16 protein-coding genes are annotated in these 17,442 nt (G+C 74.4%); 9 read left to right on the top strand and 7 right to left on the bottom strand.

Annotated features, from left to right (window positions below; genetic code table 11):
- Positions 1 to 85 precede the first annotated feature (85 nt).
- The 5 genes from MET2598_RS0129335 (at position 86) to MET2598_RS0129315 (ending at position 3,955) form a co-directional block, all read left to right on the top strand.
- Complete coding sequence (locus MET2598_RS0129335) at positions 86 to 343, top strand: phosphopantetheine-binding protein (protein WP_012336157.1); 258 nt, start codon at positions 86 to 88, stop codon at positions 341 to 343.
- Positions 330 to 1,793, top strand: coding sequence for an ANL family adenylate-forming protein (locus tag MET2598_RS0129330; RefSeq protein WP_018263271.1), 1,464 nt, complete (start codon positions 330 to 332; stop codon positions 1,791 to 1,793). Before MET2598_RS0129335 ends, MET2598_RS0129330 begins: the two co-directional genes overlap by 14 nt.
- On the top strand, positions 1,786 to 2,511 hold the full coding sequence (locus MET2598_RS0129325) for an SDR family NAD(P)-dependent oxidoreductase (protein WP_018263270.1): 726 nt from the start codon (positions 1,786 to 1,788) through the stop codon (positions 2,509 to 2,511). The genes MET2598_RS0129330 and MET2598_RS0129325 overlap by 8 nt, the downstream gene beginning before the upstream one ends.
- A 76-nt stretch (positions 2,512 to 2,587) precedes the next feature.
- Positions 2,588 to 3,241 (top strand): YidB family protein, encoded by a 654-nt coding sequence (locus tag MET2598_RS0129320; RefSeq protein WP_012336160.1) that lies wholly within the window; start codon positions 2,588 to 2,590, stop codon positions 3,239 to 3,241.
- A 3-nt stretch (positions 3,242 to 3,244) separates the two neighbouring features.
- Complete coding sequence (locus MET2598_RS0129315) at positions 3,245 to 3,955, top strand: glutathione S-transferase (protein ID WP_018263269.1); 711 nt, start codon at positions 3,245 to 3,247, stop codon at positions 3,953 to 3,955.
- A gap of 24 nt (positions 3,956 to 3,979) precedes the next feature.
- Here the strand turns inward: MET2598_RS0129315 and MET2598_RS0129310 are convergent, their stop codons facing one another.
- Complete coding sequence (locus tag MET2598_RS0129310; protein ID WP_012336162.1) at positions 3,980 to 4,912, bottom strand: EcsC family protein; 933 nt, start codon at positions 4,910 to 4,912, stop codon at positions 3,980 to 3,982.
- A gap of 170 nt (positions 4,913 to 5,082) precedes the next feature.
- Here MET2598_RS0129310 and MET2598_RS0129305 point away from each other — a divergent pair, with 170 nt between their 5' ends.
- The gene (locus tag MET2598_RS0129305; protein WP_018263268.1) at positions 5,083 to 5,526 is read left to right on the top strand and encodes an acyl-CoA thioesterase; all 444 of its coding nucleotides are present in this window, start codon (positions 5,083 to 5,085) and stop codon (positions 5,524 to 5,526) included.
- 75 nt (positions 5,527 to 5,601) lie between these two features.
- Here MET2598_RS0129305 and MET2598_RS0129300 read toward each other — a convergent pair whose 3' ends face one another.
- Positions 5,602 to 6,933, bottom strand: coding sequence for an AmpG family muropeptide MFS transporter (locus tag MET2598_RS0129300; protein WP_018263267.1), 1,332 nt, complete (start codon positions 6,931 to 6,933; stop codon positions 5,602 to 5,604).
- A 279-nt stretch (positions 6,934 to 7,212) separates the two neighbouring features.
- Between MET2598_RS0129300 and MET2598_RS0129295 the strand changes: the two genes are divergently transcribed.
- On the top strand, positions 7,213 to 8,274 hold the full coding sequence (locus MET2598_RS0129295; RefSeq protein WP_236728835.1) for a sensor histidine kinase: 1,062 nt from the start codon (positions 7,213 to 7,215) through the stop codon (positions 8,272 to 8,274).
- Positions 8,275 to 8,555: 281 nt separating this feature from the next.
- On the opposite strand, the gene mutS is transcribed toward MET2598_RS0129295, so the two are convergent.
- From mutS to MET2598_RS0129275, 4 genes are all read right to left on the bottom strand, one after another.
- Positions 8,556 to 11,444, bottom strand: a complete 2,889-nt coding sequence (mutS, locus tag MET2598_RS0129290; protein ID WP_018263265.1) for a DNA mismatch repair protein MutS — start codon at positions 11,442 to 11,444, stop codon at positions 8,556 to 8,558.
- A gap of 10 nt (positions 11,445 to 11,454) precedes the next feature.
- Positions 11,455 to 12,465, bottom strand: a complete 1,011-nt coding sequence (locus MET2598_RS0129285; protein ID WP_012336167.1) for an Hsp33 family molecular chaperone — start codon at positions 12,463 to 12,465, stop codon at positions 11,455 to 11,457.
- A 187-nt stretch (positions 12,466 to 12,652) separates the two neighbouring features.
- Positions 12,653 to 13,597, bottom strand: a complete 945-nt coding sequence (gene argF / locus MET2598_RS0129280) for an ornithine carbamoyltransferase (RefSeq protein WP_012336168.1) — start codon at positions 13,595 to 13,597, stop codon at positions 12,653 to 12,655.
- A complete protein-coding gene (locus MET2598_RS0129275) occupies positions 13,597 to 14,790 on the bottom strand; it encodes an aspartate aminotransferase family protein (protein ID WP_012336169.1) in 1,194 nt (397 codons plus the stop codon). The genes argF and MET2598_RS0129275 overlap by 1 nt, the downstream gene beginning before the upstream one ends.
- 222 nt (positions 14,791 to 15,012) lie before the next feature.
- Here MET2598_RS0129275 and MET2598_RS0129270 point away from each other — a divergent pair, with 222 nt between their 5' ends.
- Complete coding sequence (locus MET2598_RS0129270) at positions 15,013 to 15,486, top strand: RidA family protein (RefSeq protein ID WP_018263264.1); 474 nt, start codon at positions 15,013 to 15,015, stop codon at positions 15,484 to 15,486.
- The gene (locus MET2598_RS0129265; RefSeq protein WP_018263263.1) at positions 15,483 to 16,250 is read left to right on the top strand and encodes a glycerophosphodiester phosphodiesterase family protein; all 768 of its coding nucleotides are present in this window, start codon (positions 15,483 to 15,485) and stop codon (positions 16,248 to 16,250) included. Before MET2598_RS0129270 ends, MET2598_RS0129265 begins: the two co-directional genes overlap by 4 nt.
- A 12-nt stretch (positions 16,251 to 16,262) precedes the next feature.
- On the opposite strand, the gene MET2598_RS0129260 is transcribed toward MET2598_RS0129265, so the two are convergent.
- Positions 16,263 to 17,348: a 2'-deoxycytidine 5'-triphosphate deaminase gene (locus tag MET2598_RS0129260; RefSeq protein ID WP_012336172.1), complete on the bottom strand. Its 1,086-nt coding sequence runs from the start codon at positions 17,346 to 17,348 to the stop codon at positions 16,263 to 16,265.
- Positions 17,349 to 17,442: the final 94 nt, after the last annotated feature.

The raw sequence follows: 17,442 nt of genomic DNA, 5'->3' as shown, positions 1-17,442 counted from the left end.
TCCGTTCACCCTACGGAGGCGAAAACCTTGCTGGGCTTTCACGGCGGCTGGTATAGCGGATGAAGAGAACAGGAGATACGCCCGCATGTCCGTAAGGTTAACGATTCTCGATCAAATGAAGAAGATCGCCGAAGAGCAGCAGCGCAAGCTGGCTCCACTGTCGGACAACACGGCTCTGGTCGAGACCGGGCTGGATTCGCTGTGCTTCGCGATCCTGGTGGCGCGGCTGGAGGGCGAACTGAACGTCGATCCATTCACGATGTCGGACGAGATCACCTTCCCGGTGACGGTCGGCGAGTTCATCGCGCTCTACGAGGGCGCCGCCGTCGATGCCGCGGCCTGACCCGGGCTCCCTGCGCGAGGCGCTGGCGGGTGCCGGCGAGACCGGCGGCCGCCTCCTCGGGCGCGAGGCCGCGATCGACTTCGCGGCGCTCACCCGCGCGAGCGCGCTGGGACCGGCCCGCGACGGGCTCGCCGGGCGCGCCGTGCTGGTCGCGACCGCGGACCAGTTCGCGGCCGCCCTGGCGCTGATCGACCTCGACGGGCTCGCCCGCCGGCTCCTCCTCGCCCCGCCCGACCTCGACCCCGCCCACCTGCCGACCCTGCTGGACCGCGCCGGGATCGAGGCCGTGGTAACGGACCTCGCGCCCGCGGCGCGGCCGGATGTCGGCGGCCGCCCGGTCCACGCGATCGGCGCGCCCCGCCCCGCCGCGGCCCCGGCCGCGCCCCGGCTCGCCACCGAATGGGTGCTCCTCACCTCCGGCACCACGGGCGTGCCCAAGATGGTGGTGCACGACCTGGAGGGGCTCGCCGGCGCGATCCGCCCGCGTCCCCCCGGGGAGCCGGCGCCGGTCTGGTCGACCTTCTACGACATCCGCCGCTACGGCGGGCTCCAGATCTTCCTGCGCGCGGTCCTCGGCGGCGCCTCGCTGGTCCTCTCGGCCAAGGACGAGCCGGTGGCGGAGTTCCTCGCGCGCCTCGGGCGCCACGGGGCGAGCCACGTCTCGGGCACGCCCTCGCACTGGCGCCGGGCGCTGATGAGCGCGGGGCTCGGCGCCTTCCGCCCCTCCTACGTCCGGCTCTCCGGCGAGATCGCCGACCAGGCGGTGCTCGACGCCCTGCGCGCCGCCTTCCCGCAGGCCTCGATCGGCCACGCCTACGCCTCCACCGAGGCGGGGGTGGGGTTCGAGGTGACGGACGGGCGCGAGGGTTTCCCCGAGAGCTTCCTCGGCCCCCGCGCGGGCGGCGTGGAGCTGCGCGTGGTCGAGGGCGCCCTGCGGATCCGCTCCGGCCGCACGGCCCGCCGCTACCTCGGCGAGGGCGCGCCGATCCTGCTCGACGCGGAGGGCTTCGTCGATACCGGCGACATGATCGAGATCCGCGACGGGCGCTGCGCCTTCGTCGGGCGGCGCGGCGGCATCATCAATGTCGGGGGCCTCAAGGTGCACCCGGAGGAGGTCGAGGCGGTGATCAACCGGCATCCGCGGGTGCGGATGTCCCTGGTCGAGGGCCGCCGCAACCCGATCACGGGGGCGCTCGTCACCGCCACCCTGGTGCTCGATCCCGGGGAGGCCTCCGTCGAGGCGGTCAAGGCCGAGATCCTGGCCGCCTGCCGGGCGGCCCTGCCCGCCCACAAGGTCCCGGCCGTCCTGCGCGTCGCCGAGGCGCTGCCGGTGACCGGGGCCGGCAAGCTCGCCCGGGGACGCGGTGCGGGCGCCCAGGCCCCGCTTGCCCAGGCTCCCCTTGCCGAGACGCCCCTTGCCGAGACGCCGCCGGAGAGCCGCCATGCGTAACGTCCTCGTCACCGGGGCGAGCCGGGGCCTCGGCCTCGCGATCGCCGTCACCCTCGCCGGCGCCGGCTTCCGGGTCGCGGCGGTGGCCCGCCGCCCGAGCGAGGCGCTCGAGGCGGCGATGCGCGCGGCCGGGCCGGGCGAGCTCCACTTCGCGGCCGCCGACCTCGCGGAGATCGGGGCCCTGCCCGACCTGGTGCGGCGCCTGCGCGAGGCGCACGGGCCGCTCTACGGCCTCGTCAACAATGCCGGTCTCGGCACCGAGGGGCTCCTGGCGATGATGCCGCTCGCCGACATCGAGGCGCTGGTGCGGCTCAACACGCTCGCGCCGATCGTGCTCACCAAGCACGCGGTGCGCGCCATGATGGCCGAGGGGGCCGGGCGCGTCGTCAATGTCAGCTCGATCATCGCCTCGACGGGCTACAACGCGCTCTCGGTCTACGCCGCCACCAAGGCGTCGATGATCGGCTTCACGCGCTCCCTCGCCCGGGAGGTCGGCCCGCTCGGCATCACGGTGAACGCGGTGGCGCCGGGTTTCATCGACACCGAGATGACCGCGGGCCTCGGCGAGGCGGAGCGCCGCAAGATCGCCGGCCGCGCCGCCCTGCGCCGTCTCGCCGAGGCGCAGGACGTGGCGAACGCCGTCGCCTTCCTGATGGGCGAGAGCGGGCGCAACATCACCGGCACGGTGATGACGATCGACGCCGGCAGCACCGCCTGACCGCGCCGCGACGCAACCGCGCCCCTCCGGCTGGGTTAACGCACCGGAAGAGTCCGCGGGGCGCGGGAGGAGCGTGATGGGTCTGCTCGATCAGGTGATCGGTTCGGTGCTCGGCAACGTGCTCGGGGGCCAGGGCCGGGCGGGGGGCGGCGCCTCGGCCATGTCGCCCCTCGTCAAGGCGCTGCTGATGCTGCTCGCCTCGCGGGCGCTGCAGGGCGGCTTCGGCGACATCCTCGGCGGCGGCGCCCGCCCGGCGCCGCGCCCGCGCGGCGACGAGGGCTTCGCGCCGCGCCCCGGCCCCGCCGCCGATCCGAACAACCCCTTCTCCGACTTCTCCGGCATGCTCGACGGGCCGGGCGGCCCGGGCCCGCAGGCGGGCGGCAGCGTGCCCAACCCCTTCGACCAGCGCGCCGACCAGTATTCCGGCCTCGACCGCGAGATCCCGGACAATGCCGGCCCGGCCGGGCTCGACCAGCTGATCGACCGCTTCCGCCGCGGCGGGCTCGGCGAGGTGATCGAGTCCTGGATCGGCCCCGGGCAGAATCGCGGGATCGCGCCCCAGCAGCTCGCCCAGGCGCTCGGCCCCGACACGGTCGAGACGCTGAGCCGCGAGACCGGCCTCGAGCGCGACACCCTCCTGACCCAGCTCGCCGCCGTGCTGCCCGGGGTGATCGACGGGCTCACCCCCGGGGGCCGCCCGCCGAGCCGCGACGAGATGCGGAGCTGGTAGGCGGTGGCCTACGAGCTGTTCTACTGGCCGGGCATTCAGGGCCGGGGCGAGTTCGTGCGCCTCGCCCTGGAGGAGGCGGGGGCCGCCTACCGCGACGTCGCCCGGACGCGGGGCTTCGGCGCGCTGCACGACCTCCTGGCGGAGGACGGGCCGCGCCCCTCCTTCGCCTGCCCGATCCTGCGCGACGGCGACCTGATGATCGGCCAGACCGCCGCGATCCTGCTCTATCTCGGCCCGCGCCTCGGCCTCGTCGGCGAGGGTGAGGCCGAGCGGATCCGCACCCACCAGCTGCAGCTGACCGTGGCGGACGCGGTGAGCGAGGTGCACGACACCCATCACCCGATCGCCAGCAGCCTGTTCTACGAGGACCAGAAGCCCGAGGCCGCGCGCGCCGCCCGGATCTTCCGCGAGGCGCGCCTGCCGGCCTATCTCGGCTTCTTCGAGCAGGTGCTCGCCCGCAACCCGCGGGGCCCCGCGCAGCTGGTGGGCGAGCGGCTCAGCTACGCCGACCTCTCGCTGTTCCAGCTGGTCGAGGGCCTGCTCTACGCCTTCCCGCAGGCCGCCGCGCGGGGGCTCGCCGGCGCGCCCAAGCTGGCGGCCCTGCACCGGGCCGTGGGCGAGCGCCCGCGGATCGCCGCCTACCGGGCGAGCGACCGCCGGGTGCCGTTCAACGAGGACGGGATCTTCCGCCGCTATCCGGAGCTCGACGGGTGACGGCGCGGCGGCGCGCGGCCCGCCTCACCCCGCCAGCGCCGCCCGCTCCGCCTCGTAGGCCTCCCGCACCCGCTCCTTGCCGTAGCGCCGCTCCAGCCGCCGCACGGTGAAGTGGGCCCGGGCGATGGCCTGGAAATGGTCCATGAAGGCCGCGTTCACCGCCGCGCCGCCGAGGGCGCCCACCACCGGCACCGCCTGGGCGGCGGCCTTCTGCGACACGACGAGGCCGAAGCGTGCGGCGACCTGCGCCACGAAGCGCATCACCGCCGGGGCGCTCTCGTCGAGGAGCCCGCGGCCCGCCGCGTAGCGCGCCACCTCCGACATCGTCTTGGCCAGCATGCCGCGCACCGCGAAGTAGCCGCTGTCGGTGGGGCTCGGCTCCGGTCCGCCGCGGCCGCCGAGCGCGAAGACCTGCAGGCAGGCCAGCGCCGCCTCGGGCTCGCGCAGGTCCTCGCCCTCGCGCTGGGCGATCTCCGCGATGGAGCGCAGCATCAGGGTCGTGGTGAGCGGCAGCTCCACGGGGATCGTCGCCAGCCCGAAGGCGCCGCCGACCGCGCCCGACACCGCCGCCAGCGCCTTGTGGCCGAAATCCCCCGGCGGGTAGCGCTCCAGCAGGTCGAGGGCGCGGCTGCGCAGGGAGGGCCGCTCGGCCGCCTCGGCCGGCACCACGGCCTGCGCCTCCCCCGCCCGCGGCAGGGTCGCGACCGCCACCCTCAGCGCGCCCCGCATGGCGCCCTCGGTGGCCTGCGTGATGGTCTCGGTCACCGCCTCGGGCAGGGCCCGGCCCAGCATGTCGAGGGGGGCGCCCGCCATGGCCGAGAGCCGGGCCGCGAAGCTCGGACGCTCCAGCACCGCCACCGCCGCCCGCAGCGCCGCGCGGTCCGCGTCGCTGAGCGGTTCGGGCGCGGGAGGGGGGGCCGGCAGCGGGGCGGTCTCGACGGCGACGATCTCGGTCACGGCGCGAACCTCGGGATGGGACCAGGACGGATGAAAGCTGGCGATGCCGGGGCCGGTTCCGCAAGGGCCCGACGGCCGCCCCGCACCCCCCTCGGACGCCGGGGCGGTCGCCCTCGCGGCCGAGGTCGGTTACGAAGGGGCTCCTCACGCAGCCGAGAGACGCGGTCCCCATGGCCACCGACCCGCCCGCCAGCGTGCCCGATTGGGGCGCCCCGGTCATCCGCACCATCGCCATGCCGGCGGACACCAACCCGGCCGGAGACATCTTCGACGGCTGGCTGATGGCCCAGATGGACCTCGCCGCCGGCAACGTGGCGGCCCGCCGGGCGCGGGGGCGCTGCGCCACCATCGCGGTCGAGGGCATGACCTTCCTGCAGCCGGTCCTGGTGGGCGACGAGGTCAGCCTCTACGCCCGCATCGTCGCGGTGGGCCGCTCCTCGATCCGCATCCAGATCGAGGCGTGGCGCCGCGCCCGCGAGAGCGAGGAGACGACCAAGGTCACGCAGGCCCTCTTCACCTTCGTGGCCATCGACGAGAGCCGCCGGTCGCGGCCGGTGCCGCCCGAGCCGCCCGCCCCCGCCGATGACGGCAGCTTCGGCCCGTGGTCGGTCTGATCCGACATCCGACGGCTTGCGTCGCCATGCGGATGTCGGCTTCGCTCACGCCCGCTCACGCCCGCTCACGCCCGCTCAGGCGCGCAAGGTGACGCCCCCGCCCCCGAGATCCGCCTCGGGTGCGGCGGACGGCTCCTCGGGCAGGAAGCGGAGCGCGAGGCACAGGGCCACGACCGGGATGCCGGTCGCCGAGGTGAGGATGAAGAAGGTCGGGTAGCCGACGGCGTCGACGGCGAAGCCCGAGAGGCCGCCCACCCACTTGCCCGGCAGCGCGTAGAGCGAGGAGAGCAGCGCGTACTGCGTCGCCGCGAAGGCCGGCGAGGTCAGGCTCGACATGTAGGCGATCAGCGCCGTGCCCGCGAAGGCGCCCGCGAAGTTCTCGACGCTGATGCTGCCGATGAGGAGCGGCAGGTTGTGCCCGGCCACCGCCACCCAGGCATACATCAGGTTCGAACTCGCCGCCGCGATCCCCCCGATCAGGAGCGCGTTGAGGAGCCCGAGCCGGCTCACCGCGATCCCGCCCGCGAAGGCCCCGGCGATGCCGATCCACACGCCGTAGACCTTCGACACCGTGGCGATCTCGCTGAGCGAGTACTTCATGTCGATGTAGAGCGGGTTGGCCATGATCCCCGACACGATGTCGGGCAGGCGGTAGAGGGTGATCAGGAGCAGGATCAGGGCGAGCCCCGCGCCCTTGCGGGCGGCGAGGTCGGAGAAGGGCTCGACCACCGCCTCGCGCAGCGCCGCGCGCCAGCCGCGCCCGGCGGGCGGGTCGGCCGCCTGGACCTTCGGCGCGGCGAGGCAGCCGGCGATCGCGATCAGCATCAGGAGCGCCATGGTGCCGTAGGCCGGCTTCCAGCCGAACGCGTCGGCGAGGTAGAGCGCGCCCGCCCCCGCGCAGATCCGCGCGAGGCTGTAGCCGAGCTGGTAGGCGGCGAGCATCATGCCCTGGCGCTCGGGCGGCGCCGAATCGATCCGCCAGCCGTCGACCACGATGTCCTGCGTCGCCGACGCGAAGGCGATGGTCAGGGCGCAGACCACCATGTAGCCGAGGGAGCGCGTGGGATCGCCCTGGCTCATCGCGAGGAGCGCGCCCGCCACGGCGAGCTGCGCGGCCAGCATCCAGCCCCGCCGCCGCCCGAGCAGCCGCGCCAGGACCGGCAGGTCGAAGCGGTCGATGACCGGCGCCCACAGGAATTTCAGGGTGTAGGCGAGCGAGACGTAGCTGAGCAGGCCGATGCTGGAGCGCTCGATCCCGGTGCTGCGCAGCCACGCCGACAGGGTCGCGAAGACGAGCAGGATCGGCAGCCCCGCCCCGAAGCCGAGGAGCAGCATCAGGGCCATGCGGCGGTCGCGCACGACGTCGCGCAGGGTCTGGCGGGTGCCCTCGAGCCAGCCGGTGGTCATCGCAACCTCGTCCTCAGCCTTCGCGCCGCACTCCGCCAGAGGAGTGAGGCTGCATGATGGTTGCTGCGCCGTTAACGCGGACCGGGGGCGGCGGGACCATCCGGCCCGAGAGGCCGTCGGCGAAAAACCGTTGGCGAAAAACCGTTGGGAAGAGGCCGCTTGGCCCTGGAACCGAAGGTTGTCCGGGTGGTTCGCTCATGGAACAGTCGTGTTTCCGGAGGCGGCCCGCTCCGGATGGCGGGGCGCCGCGGCGCCGGGCAGCGCGGGCGGAGCGAGGCGATGGCCGGGGCGGCCCGACGATCGACCAGGGGTGCGGAGAAGCGGCCCGGGGCCGAGGCGCCCGGGCTCGACGACGCGTTCGCGGCTGCGATCCGCGCGAGCGGCGTGCCGATGGCGCTCGTCGAGGCGACGACGCCCGGCCACCCGATCGCCTTCGTGAACGAGGCCTTCTGCCAGCTGACCGGCTACGCGCCCGACGAGCTGCTGGGGCGCGGCTGCGGGCTGCTGCGCGGCCCGGGCACCGGGCGGCTCGCCGCGGCGCGGCTGCGCTCGGCGGCGACGCGCGGCGTGCGTGCGCGGGCGGAGGTGGAGGGCCTGCGCAAGGACGGCGCGCGGCTGCGCCTGTCGGTGGCGGTGAGCCCGGTGCGGAACGCGGCGGGGGCGCGCCACGCCTTCGCGGTGGTGAGCGAACTCGCCGCCCCGGTCCCGGCCGAGCGGCTCGCCGATCTCGAGGCGGCCCTGGAGCGGCGCACCGCCCTGCTGCACGAACTCGACCACCGGGCCAAGAACACCCTGCAGGTCGTCGCCTCGCTGGTGCTGCTGCGCGCCCGCCGGGCGCCGGACGCCGCCTCGCGGGCCGTCCTCGACCGGATGGCGGAGCGGATCGGCGCCCTGGCCGCGGTGCAGCGCCACCTCGCCGGCCCGGACGAGGACCGCCGCCTCGACCTCGGGGCCCTCGCCGAGGAACTGGCGGGCGAGGTCGCGGCGGGCGTCGAGCGGGACCGCGTGACGGTCGCCGCGGAGGTCGCGCCGGTGCTGGTCCCCGCCGTCCAGGCCGTGCCGGTCGGGCTCCTCCTGCACGAACTGGCGAGCAACGCCGCCCGCCACGCCTTCCCGGACGGCCGGCCCGGCCGGGTGCGGATCCGCGCCGCCCGCGAGGCGGACGGGCTGGTGCTGGAGGTCGCCGATGACGGGATCGGCTTCTCGCCCGAGGGCGACGGGCGGGAGGGTTTCGGGCTCAGCCTCGTCGCCATGCTGGTGCGCCAGCTGCGCGGCACGCTCACCTGGGACGCGACGCCGGGGGGTACGCGGGCCCGGATCGTGCTGCCGGACGGCGGATAGCTGACCCTGGATCGCCGCGCGGGTTCGAAGCGCATCGCCCGCGCGGCGCTTGAGCGACGCCCACATCCGTCATCCCGAAGGGATCAATCCAATTTAAAGACTATGTTCTGGCGATCCGATCAGCGCAGCCGAAATCGTGGCCGGCCCTGGCCGGATGCCATGCCGGACCGATTGCCAGCTCTCCGTCCGACGCCCACCCCGCGCACATCGAAACAAGACGCCGGAGGCCGAGATCGTGCCCAAGCGCGGCGCATGTCCGAACGGATCAGGCGGATGCCGGATCACGCCTTCCGCGCCGCCTTCAGCCGGTAGAGGGCGTCGAGCGCCTCGCGCGGGGTGAGCCCGTCCGGATCCAGGCTGTCGAGGAGGTCGCGCAGGGGATCGGCCTTCGGGGCAGGGGGCGGCGCGGGCGGTGCCGGCGGCAGCGCGGAAAACAGCGGCAGCTCGGCCGGGGGCCGCCGCCCGCGCCCACCCTCCCCCTTCTCCAGGTCGGCCAGGATGACCTTGGCGCGGGCGATCACCGAGGCCGGCAGCCCCGCGAGCCGCGCCACCTGCAGGCCGTAGGAGCGGTCCGCGGCACCCGGCACCACCTCGTGCAGGAAGACCACGTCGCCCTCCCACTCGGTGACCTTGAGGGTCGCGTTCGACAGCCGCTCCAGGCGCTTGGCGAGGCCCGTGAGCTCGTGGAAATGGGTCGCGAACAGCGCCCGGCAGCCCGTCACCTCGTGCAGGTGCTCCAGGCAGGCCCAGGCGATCGACAGCCCGTCGAAGGTCGCGGTGCCGCGCCCGATCTCGTCGAGAACCACGAGGGAGCGCCGCGTCGCCTGATTCAGGATCGCGGCGGTCTCCACCATCTCGACCATGAAGGTCGAGTGGCCCCGCGCGAGGTCGTCGGCCGCGCCGACCCGCGAGAACAGCCGGTCCACCAGCCCGAGATGGGCCGCGCGCGCCGGCACGAAGGCCCCCATCTGGGCCAGCACCGCGATCAGCGCGTTCTGGCGCAGGAAGGTCGATTTGCCGCCCATGTTCGGGCCGGTGACGACCAGGATCCTGCCGGCCTCGCGGCCGGAGCCGGCCTCGCGGCCGGGGCCGGCCTCGCGGCCGCCGCCGGCCCTCTCTCCCGACAGATCGCAGGAATTGGCGATGAAGGGTTCGCCCGCCTGGCGCAGGGCCGCCTCCACCACCGGGTGGCGGGCGCCCTCGACCCGGAAGGTCAGGCTCTCGTCGAGGACGGGCCGGACCCAGTCGAGTTCGACCGCGAGCTCCGCCTGCGAGGCCGCCACGTCCAGCGCCGCGAGCGCGGTCGCCGCGGCGGTGATCGCCTCCGCCCGCCCCATCACGGCGGCCGCGAGCGCCTCGAAGGCCGCGAGTTCCAGGGCCAGCCCCCGGCCCGCCGCGTTGGCGATCCGCGATTCCAGCTCCCCGAGCTCCACGCTGGTGAAGCGCATCGCGTCGACCATGGTCTGGCGGTGCACGAAGGTGCCGCGCCAGGGATCCTTGAGCAGGGTCTCGCCGACCGCCTGCGGCACCTCGATGAAAAAGCCCAGCAGGTTGTTGTGCTTGATGCGCAGGGTGCGGCAGCCGGTCTCCTCGGCGTAGCGGGTCTGCAGCCCGGCGACGAAGCGGCGGGAATCGCTCTGCAGCGCCCGCGCCTCGTCGAGTTCGGGCGAGTGCCCCTCGCGCACGAAGTTGCCGTCGCGCTTGGACAGGGGCAGGTCGTCGGCGAGCGCCCCCTGCAGGGTCTCGACGAGCCCGTCGCCGACGCTGGCGAGGAGCCGCGCCGCCTTGCCGATCTCGGCCGGCAGCGCGCCCGCCCCGGCGAGGCGGGTCGCGATGCTGCGCGCCGCGTCGAGCCCGTCGCGCAGGGCGGCGAGGTCGCGCGGCCCCGCCCGCCCGACCCCGACCCGGGACAGCGCCCGCGCCATGTCGGGCGCCCGGGCGAGGTCGGCGCGCAATTCGGCGCGCAGGCCGCCCTCGGCGACCAGGAAGGCCACCGCGTCCTGGCGGCGCCGGATCAGCGCGAGGTCGGTCGAGGGGCTGGCGAGGCGCTCGGCGAGGAGCCGGGCGCCGGCCGCCCCGACCGTGCGGTCGATGGCCGCCAGCAGGCTGCCGGCGCGCTCGCCCGAGAGCGTGCGGGTGAGTTCGAGATTGGCCCGGGTCGCCGCGTCGATCAGCAGGGTGCCGCCCGCGGCGTGGCGCGCGGGCGGGCCGAGCGGCACCTTGGCGCCGAGCTGCGTGCGGGCGATGTAGTGCAGCACGGTCCCGGCCGCTGCCACCTCGGCGCGGCCGAAGGCGCCGAACCCGTCCAGGGTGGCGACGCCGAACTGCACCCTGAGCGCCCGCTCGGCCGAGGCCGGGTCGGCCTCGCCGCGCCCGAGGGGCGTCACCGAGGCGGAGGTGTCGCGCCACAGCCGCGCGAGGTCGGGATCGGCGTGGATCGCCTCCGCCACCACGATCTCGCGGGGGTCGAGCCGGGCGAGTTCGGCGGCGAGCCCGGCGCCGTCCACCTCCGAGAGGGTGAAGCGGCCGGTCGAGATGTCGACCGCCGCGATGCCGTAGGTCCAGCCGGTCTCGGAGGCGCGCCGCCGGGCCAGCGCCACCAGCAGGTTGGCGCGGGCCGGGTCGAGCAGCCGCTCCTCGGTGATCGTGCCGGGGGTGACGAGGCGCACGACCTCGCGCCGCACCACCGATTTCGCGCCGCGCTTCTTCGCCTCGGCAGGGTCCTCGGTCTGCTCGCAGACCGCGACCCGGTGGCCGAGCGCGATCAGCCGCTGCAGGTAATCGTCCGCCCGGTCGATCGGCACCCCGCACATCGGGATGTCCGCCCCCGCGTGCTTGCCGCGCCGGGTCAGCACGATCCCGAGCGCCCGCGAGGCGATCTCCGCGTCCTCGAAGAACAGCTCGTAGAAATCCCCCATCCGGTAGAACAGGAGCGAGCCCGGATTGGCCGACTTGATCTCGATGTACTGCGCCATCATGGGCGAGGCCGCCGCCTCGGCGGGCGGCGGCGCGCCGCGCCGCCCGCGCGGGGGCGGGGCGTCCTGCGCCGGCTCGTGGGGCTCGTCGCGGGTCGGGCGCCGGCCGAAATCGCTGTCCATCGTCATCGGCCCGGACTCTAGCAGACGGTCCCGGTCCTTCCAGGCGAGGCCCGAGTTCTCCCCGGGGATCATCGGGTCCGCCTCAGTGCCGGGCGCCGCCCGCGATCTCGGCCTCCACCTCCGCCGGATCGAGGTCGTAGTGGCGCGAGCAGAACTCGCAGGTGATGCCGATGCGGCCGTTCTCGCCGACCATGTCGCGCCGGTCCTCGTCCGAGAACCGGCGGATCATGGTCATCACCCGCTCGCGCGAGCAGCGGCAGGCCTCGTGCACGCCCTGGGCCCCGAAGACCCGCACGCCGCGCTCGTGGAAGAGGCGGTAGAGCAGGCGCTCGCTCGACACGGTCGGGTCGACGAGTTCGTGGTCCTCGGTGGTGGCCACCAGGGACTTCGCCTCGACCCAGGCATCGTCCTCCGGCACCCCGCGCTCGTCGAGGCGCGCGTGGCCCTCCGGGACGTCGCCGGGCGGCAGGTCGGCGGCGCGGGCCCGCTCGGGGGATTGCGGCAGGAACTGCACCAGCAGCCCGCCGGCCCGCCAGCTGCGCGTCCCCTCCTCCAGCCGCTCGGCCACCGCGAGGCGCACCCGGGTCGGGATCTGCTCGGACTGGCGGAAATACTGGTGCGCCGCCTCCTCGAAGCCCTGGCCGTCGAGGGCGACCACGCCCTGGTAGCGGCTCTGGGCCGAGCCCTGGTCGATGGTGAGCGCGAGGTGGCCCTGGCCGAGGAGGTCCGCGGTGCCCTGGCGGCCGCCCAGCGCCGCGAGGCGCTCCGCGTCGAAGCGGGCGGTGGCGCGCAGGCGGTCGGGCGCCTCGAAATCCACCACCACCATGTCGACCGCGCCGTCGGTCTTGGTCTGGAGCTGGAAGCGGCCCTCGAACTTGAGCGAGGCGCCCAGCAGCACGGTGAGCGCCGCCGCCTCGCCGAGCGCCCGGGCGACCGGGTCGGGATAGCCGTGGCGGCGCAGGATCGTGTCGACCGCAGGGCCGAGCCGCACGATGCGGCCGCGCACGTCCAGGGGCTCGACCGCGAAGGGCAGCACCACGTCGTCGCGGCCCTCGGCCGGGAGATCGGTGTCGTGGGGGGTGTCGGAGCTCATGTCCTCTCCGGGGCCGGGGGCGGGACGCCGCGCCGGCGCGCTCGAACGGATCGATGGTCTCCCGGCGGCGCGGCTCCACGGCTCCGCGCCCGCCGGGGACGGCGGGGTCGCGGGAAGCGCTCGGGGTGGAACCGCCGCGTCGAGAGACCGGCCTGTCCACCCGATATGGGGAGCCGCCCGCCGCTTTTCACGCCTCCACGGCGCCGAGGCACCAGGCGAGGATGCCCTTCTGGGCGTGGAGGCGGTTCTCGGCCTCGTCGAACACCACCGATTGCGGCCCGTCGATCACCTCCGCGGTGACCTCCTCGCCGCGATGGGCCGGCAGGCAATGCATGAAGACCGCGTCCTTGGCGGCGGCCCGCATCAGTTCCCCGTTGACCTGGTAGGGCATCAGCAGGTTGTGGCGGTGCGCCTCGTCCTCGTCGCCCATCGAGACCCAGCAATCGGTCACGACCGCGTCCGCCCCGGCGGCCGCCTCGAAGGGATCGGCCGTGACGGTGACCTGGGCGCCCTCGGCCCGCGCCCAATCGAGGAGTTCGGGCTTGACCGGGAGCTCCGGCGGGGTCGCGATCCGCAGGCGGAACTCGAAGCGCGCCGCCGCATGCGCCCAGGAGGCGAGGACGTTGTTGGCATCCCCCGACCACGCCACGGTCCGGCCCCGGATCGGCCCGCGATGCTCCTCGAAGGTCAGCACGTCCGCCATGATCTGGCAGGGATGCGAGAGCTTGGTCAGCCCGTTGATCACCGGGACCTCGGCGTGGCGGGCGAGTTCCCGCATCATGTCGTGGTCGAGGATGCGGATCATGATCGCGTCGACGTAGCGCGACAGGACGCGCGCCGTGTCGGCGATGGTCTCGCCGCGGCCGAGCTGCATCTCCTTGCCGGTGAGCATCAGCGTCTCGCCGCCGAGTTCCCGCATGGCGACGTCGAAGGAGACGCGGGTGCGGGTTGAGGGGCGGTCGAACACCATCGCCAGGATCTTGCCGGCGAGCGGGCGCTCGGCCGGCGGCTGGCCCTTGCGGCGGCGGCTCTTCAGGTCGGCGCAGGCGTCGAGCACGCCGCGCAGCTGGCCGGCGGAGAGGTCCGTCAGGTCGAGGAAGTGCCGCGGACCGGTCGTGAAGGGGCCGTTCATCACTCGGCGGCTCCCCGCATCGTGGCTTCGAGGGAGGAGGACGCGGCCTCGAGGCGGTTCACCGCCTCGGCGACCTCGGCCTCGCCGATGATCAGCGGCGGCAGGAGCCGCACCACGTTGTCGCCGGCCGGGATCACCAGCAGGTGCTCGGCCCGCGCCGCCGCGGCGAACTCGGTGTTGGGGACCACGCAGCGCAGGCCCGTCATCAGGCCCTCGCCGCGCACCTCCGCGATCACGCCGGGATGCCGGTCCTTGAGCGCCGCGAGGCGCTGCTTGAGCAGCAGCCCGGTCCGGCGCACCTGCTCCAGGAAGCCCGGCGCCAGCACCACGTCGAGGACGGCGTTGCCCACCGCCATGGCGAGCGGGTTGCCGCCGAAGGTGGTGCCGTGGCTGCCCACAACCATGCCGCGCGCCGCCTCGCGCGTCGCGAGGCAGGCGCCCATCGGGAAGCCGCCGCCGATGCCCTTGGCGGCCGACAGGATGTCGGGGGTCACGCCCGACCATTCGTGCGCGAAGAGCTTCCCGGTGCGCCCCATCCCGGTCTGGACCTCGTCCATGATCAGGAGGAGCCCGTGCCGGTCGCAGAGGCCGCGCAGGGTGCGCAGGAATTCGGGCGACACGACCCGCAGGCCGCCCTCGCCCTGGATCGGCTCGATCATCAGGGCGGCGGTCTCGGGCGTGATGGCGTGCGCGAGCGCGTCGAGGTCGCCGTAGGGCACCTGGTCGAAGCCCTCGACCTTCGGCCCGAAGCCCTCGATGTACTTCTGCTGCCCGCCCGCCGCGATGGTGGCCAGGGTGCGGCCGTGGAAGGCGCCCTCGAAGGTGACGATCCGGAACCTCTCCGGGTGCCCGCCCGCCGCGTGGTACTTGCGCGCCATCTTGATGGCGGCCTCGTTCGCCTCCGCGCCGGAATTCGAGAAGAACACCACGTCCGCGAAGGTCGCGTCGATCAGGCGCTGCGCGAGGCGCTCGCCTTCCGGGATTTCGAACAGGTTGGAGACGTGCCAGACCTTGCGCGCCTGCTCGGTCAGCGCCTCGACGAGGTGCGGGTGGGCGTGGCCGAGCGCGTTGACGGCGATGCCGGCGCCGAAGTCGAGGTATCGCGAGCCGTCTCGGGCGACGAGCCACGCGCCCTCCCCGCGTTCGAACGATACCTTGGCCCTGGCATAGGTCGGCAAGAGGGCGGACGTCACGATTCCGTCTCCGTCGCGGCCGCCCCCGCAGAAAGGCGGCCAAAAAGAAAGCGCCGCCTCGAAGGGCGGCACGCGCGCGAATACTAGGGATCGGGGCCGGCCTGTCAACGCCGGGGCCCGCGCGGCGGCGGCGCCCCGCCGCTTGCCTGTGGCAGGCTTGCCATGAGGGCCCTCCTCGGGCGAGACAGCCGCCACCGATTCGACGCACATTGGGAGACCCGCATGAGCGCCACGCTCGACCGCCTGAAGGATCTCGGCCTCGTCCTGCCCCCGGCCGCCGCCCCGGTGGCGAACTACGTCCCGTTCAAGCGGGCCGGCAACCTCGTGGTGGTCTCCGGCCAGCTCTGCTTCGGGCCGGACGGCCAGCTCGATTCCCGCCACAAGGGCAAGGTCGGGGCCGAGGTGAGCCCCGAGGCGGCCACCGAGGCCGCCCGCTTCTGCGCCCTCAACGTGCTCGCCCAGCTCCAGGCGGCGGTCGGGAACCTCGACGACGCGGTGGTGAGCTGCATCCGCCTCGGCGGCTTCATCAACACGGCGCCGGGCTTCTCGGCCGTCGCCGGGGTGATGAACGGCGCCTCGGACCTGATGGTGCAGGTGCTCGGCGAGCGCGGGCGCCACGCCCGCTCGACGGTCGGCGTCGCCGAACTGCCCCTCGACGCGGTGGTCGAGGTCGAGGGCATGTTCGAAGTCCGATGACCCCGGCCCTCGCCCCCGCCTGGCTGACCGCGCGGCCGATCGCGCATCGCGGCCTGCACGACCGCGCCGCCGGCCTGCCCGAGAACTCGCTCGCGGCGGCCGAGGCGGCGATCGCCCTCGGCTACGCGATCGAGTGCGACGTCCAGCTGAGCCGGGACGGCGAGGCGATGGTGTTCCACGACGAGGCGCTCGGGCGCCTCTGCGGCGCGCCCGGCCTGGTGCGCGAGCGGGACGCCGCCGACCTCGCCGGGCTCTCCCTGCTGGGCGGCCCGGAGCGCGTTTCGACCCTGCCCGCCTTCCTCTCCCGGATCGCCGGGCGCACGCCCCTCGTCGTCGAGGTGAAGTCGCGCTTCGACGGCGACCTCGCGCTCGCCCGCCGCACCGCCGAGGTGGTGGCCGCCTATGCGGGGCCGGTGGCGCTGAAATCCTTCGATCCGGCGGTGGTGGCGGCCCTCGCCGACCTCGCGCCCGGTCTGCCGCGCGGCATCGTCGCCGAGAGCCGCCGGGAGAACGATGCCGAGGAGGGCGCCTATGCGGGGATGAGCCCGGAGGCGCGGGCGAGCCTCGCCCACCTCCTGCACTTCGCCGAGAGCCGGCCGGACTTCCTGTCCTGGCGGGTCGACGACCTGCCCAACGCGGCCACCCACCTCGCCCGGCTGCTGGGCGGGCGCCCGGTCATGACCTGGACCGTGCGCACGCCCGCGCAGGTCGCGCGGGCGCGGCTCCACGCCGACCAGATGGTGTTCGAGGGCTTCCGGGCCTGACGGGGCCCGCCCCTACACGAAGTGCTTCGAGAGTTTGAGGCCCTGGGCCTGGTAGTTCGAGCCGGCCTGCTCGCCGTAGAGGGCGGCCGGCCGCTCGGCCATGCGCTCGTAGACCAGCCGCCCGACGATCTGGCCGTCCTCCAGCATGAAGGGCACGTCGCGGGAGCGCACTTCCAGCACCGCCCGCGCCCCCGCCCCGCCCGCCTCGGCATGGCCGAAGCCCGGATCGAAGAAGCCCGCGTAGTGGACGCGGAACTCGCCCACCAGGGGGTCGAAGGGCACCATCTCGGCGGCGAAGTCCGGCGGCACCTGCACGCATTCCTTCGAGGCCAGGATGTAGAACTGGCCGGGATCGAGGATCAGCGTGCCCGAGCCGTCCGCCCGCAGGGGCTCCCAGAACTCCCCGACCGGGTAGGCGCGCGGCCGGTCGACGTCGACGAGGCCGGTATGGCGCTTGGCCCTGTAGCCGATCAGCCCGTCGAAGCCCGCGAGGTCCACCGACACCGCCACCCCGCCCTGGAAGGAGGGATCGGGCGCGCTGACGAGCGGGCTCTGCGCGTGCAGCCGCGCCAGCGCCTCGTCGCCGAGGCGCACGGACCCCTTCCGGAAGCGGATCTGGGACAGGCGCGAGCCGGTGCGCACCAGGACCGGGAAGGTGCGCGGCGAGATCTCGGCGAAGAGCGGCCCGGCATAGCCGGGCTCGACCATGTCGAACTCGCGCGCCTGGTCGGTGATCACCCGGGTGAAGACGTCGATGCGGCCGGTGGAGCTCTTGGGATTGGCGCTCGCCGCGAGGTCGGGCGGCAGGGCGAGGCCCTCCTGCAATTCGGCGATGTAGACGCAGCCCGTCTCCAGCACGGCGCCCTGGCGCAGGTCGATCTCGTGCAGCTTGAGCTTGGCGAGGCAGGCGGCGACGTCCCGGGTGCGGCCGGGCAGGAAGCTGGCGCGGACCCGGTAGGCCTTCCGCCCCAGGCGCAGGTCGAGGCTCGCGGGCTGGACCTGGTCGTCCGCGAAGGGCGCCTCGGTGCGGATCACCCCGGCCGCGCGCAGGCCCACGATGCTCTCCGCCGCCTGTATTCCGTCGCGCAACGCCACCATGACCGGTCCTCTCCGGGCGAATGTCGTAGACGGGCCTTTCGGATGCGTGAAGGTCCCGGCGGAATGCGCACGCGCCGCGCTGCCGATTGACGCG

Origin of the sequence: Methylobacterium sp. WSM2598, from assembly GCF_000379105.1 — a bacterium.
In the GTDB taxonomy this organism is placed as follows: domain Bacteria; phylum Pseudomonadota; class Alphaproteobacteria; order Rhizobiales; family Beijerinckiaceae; genus Methylobacterium.
This window is presented reverse-complemented; position numbering and strand designations above follow the sequence as displayed.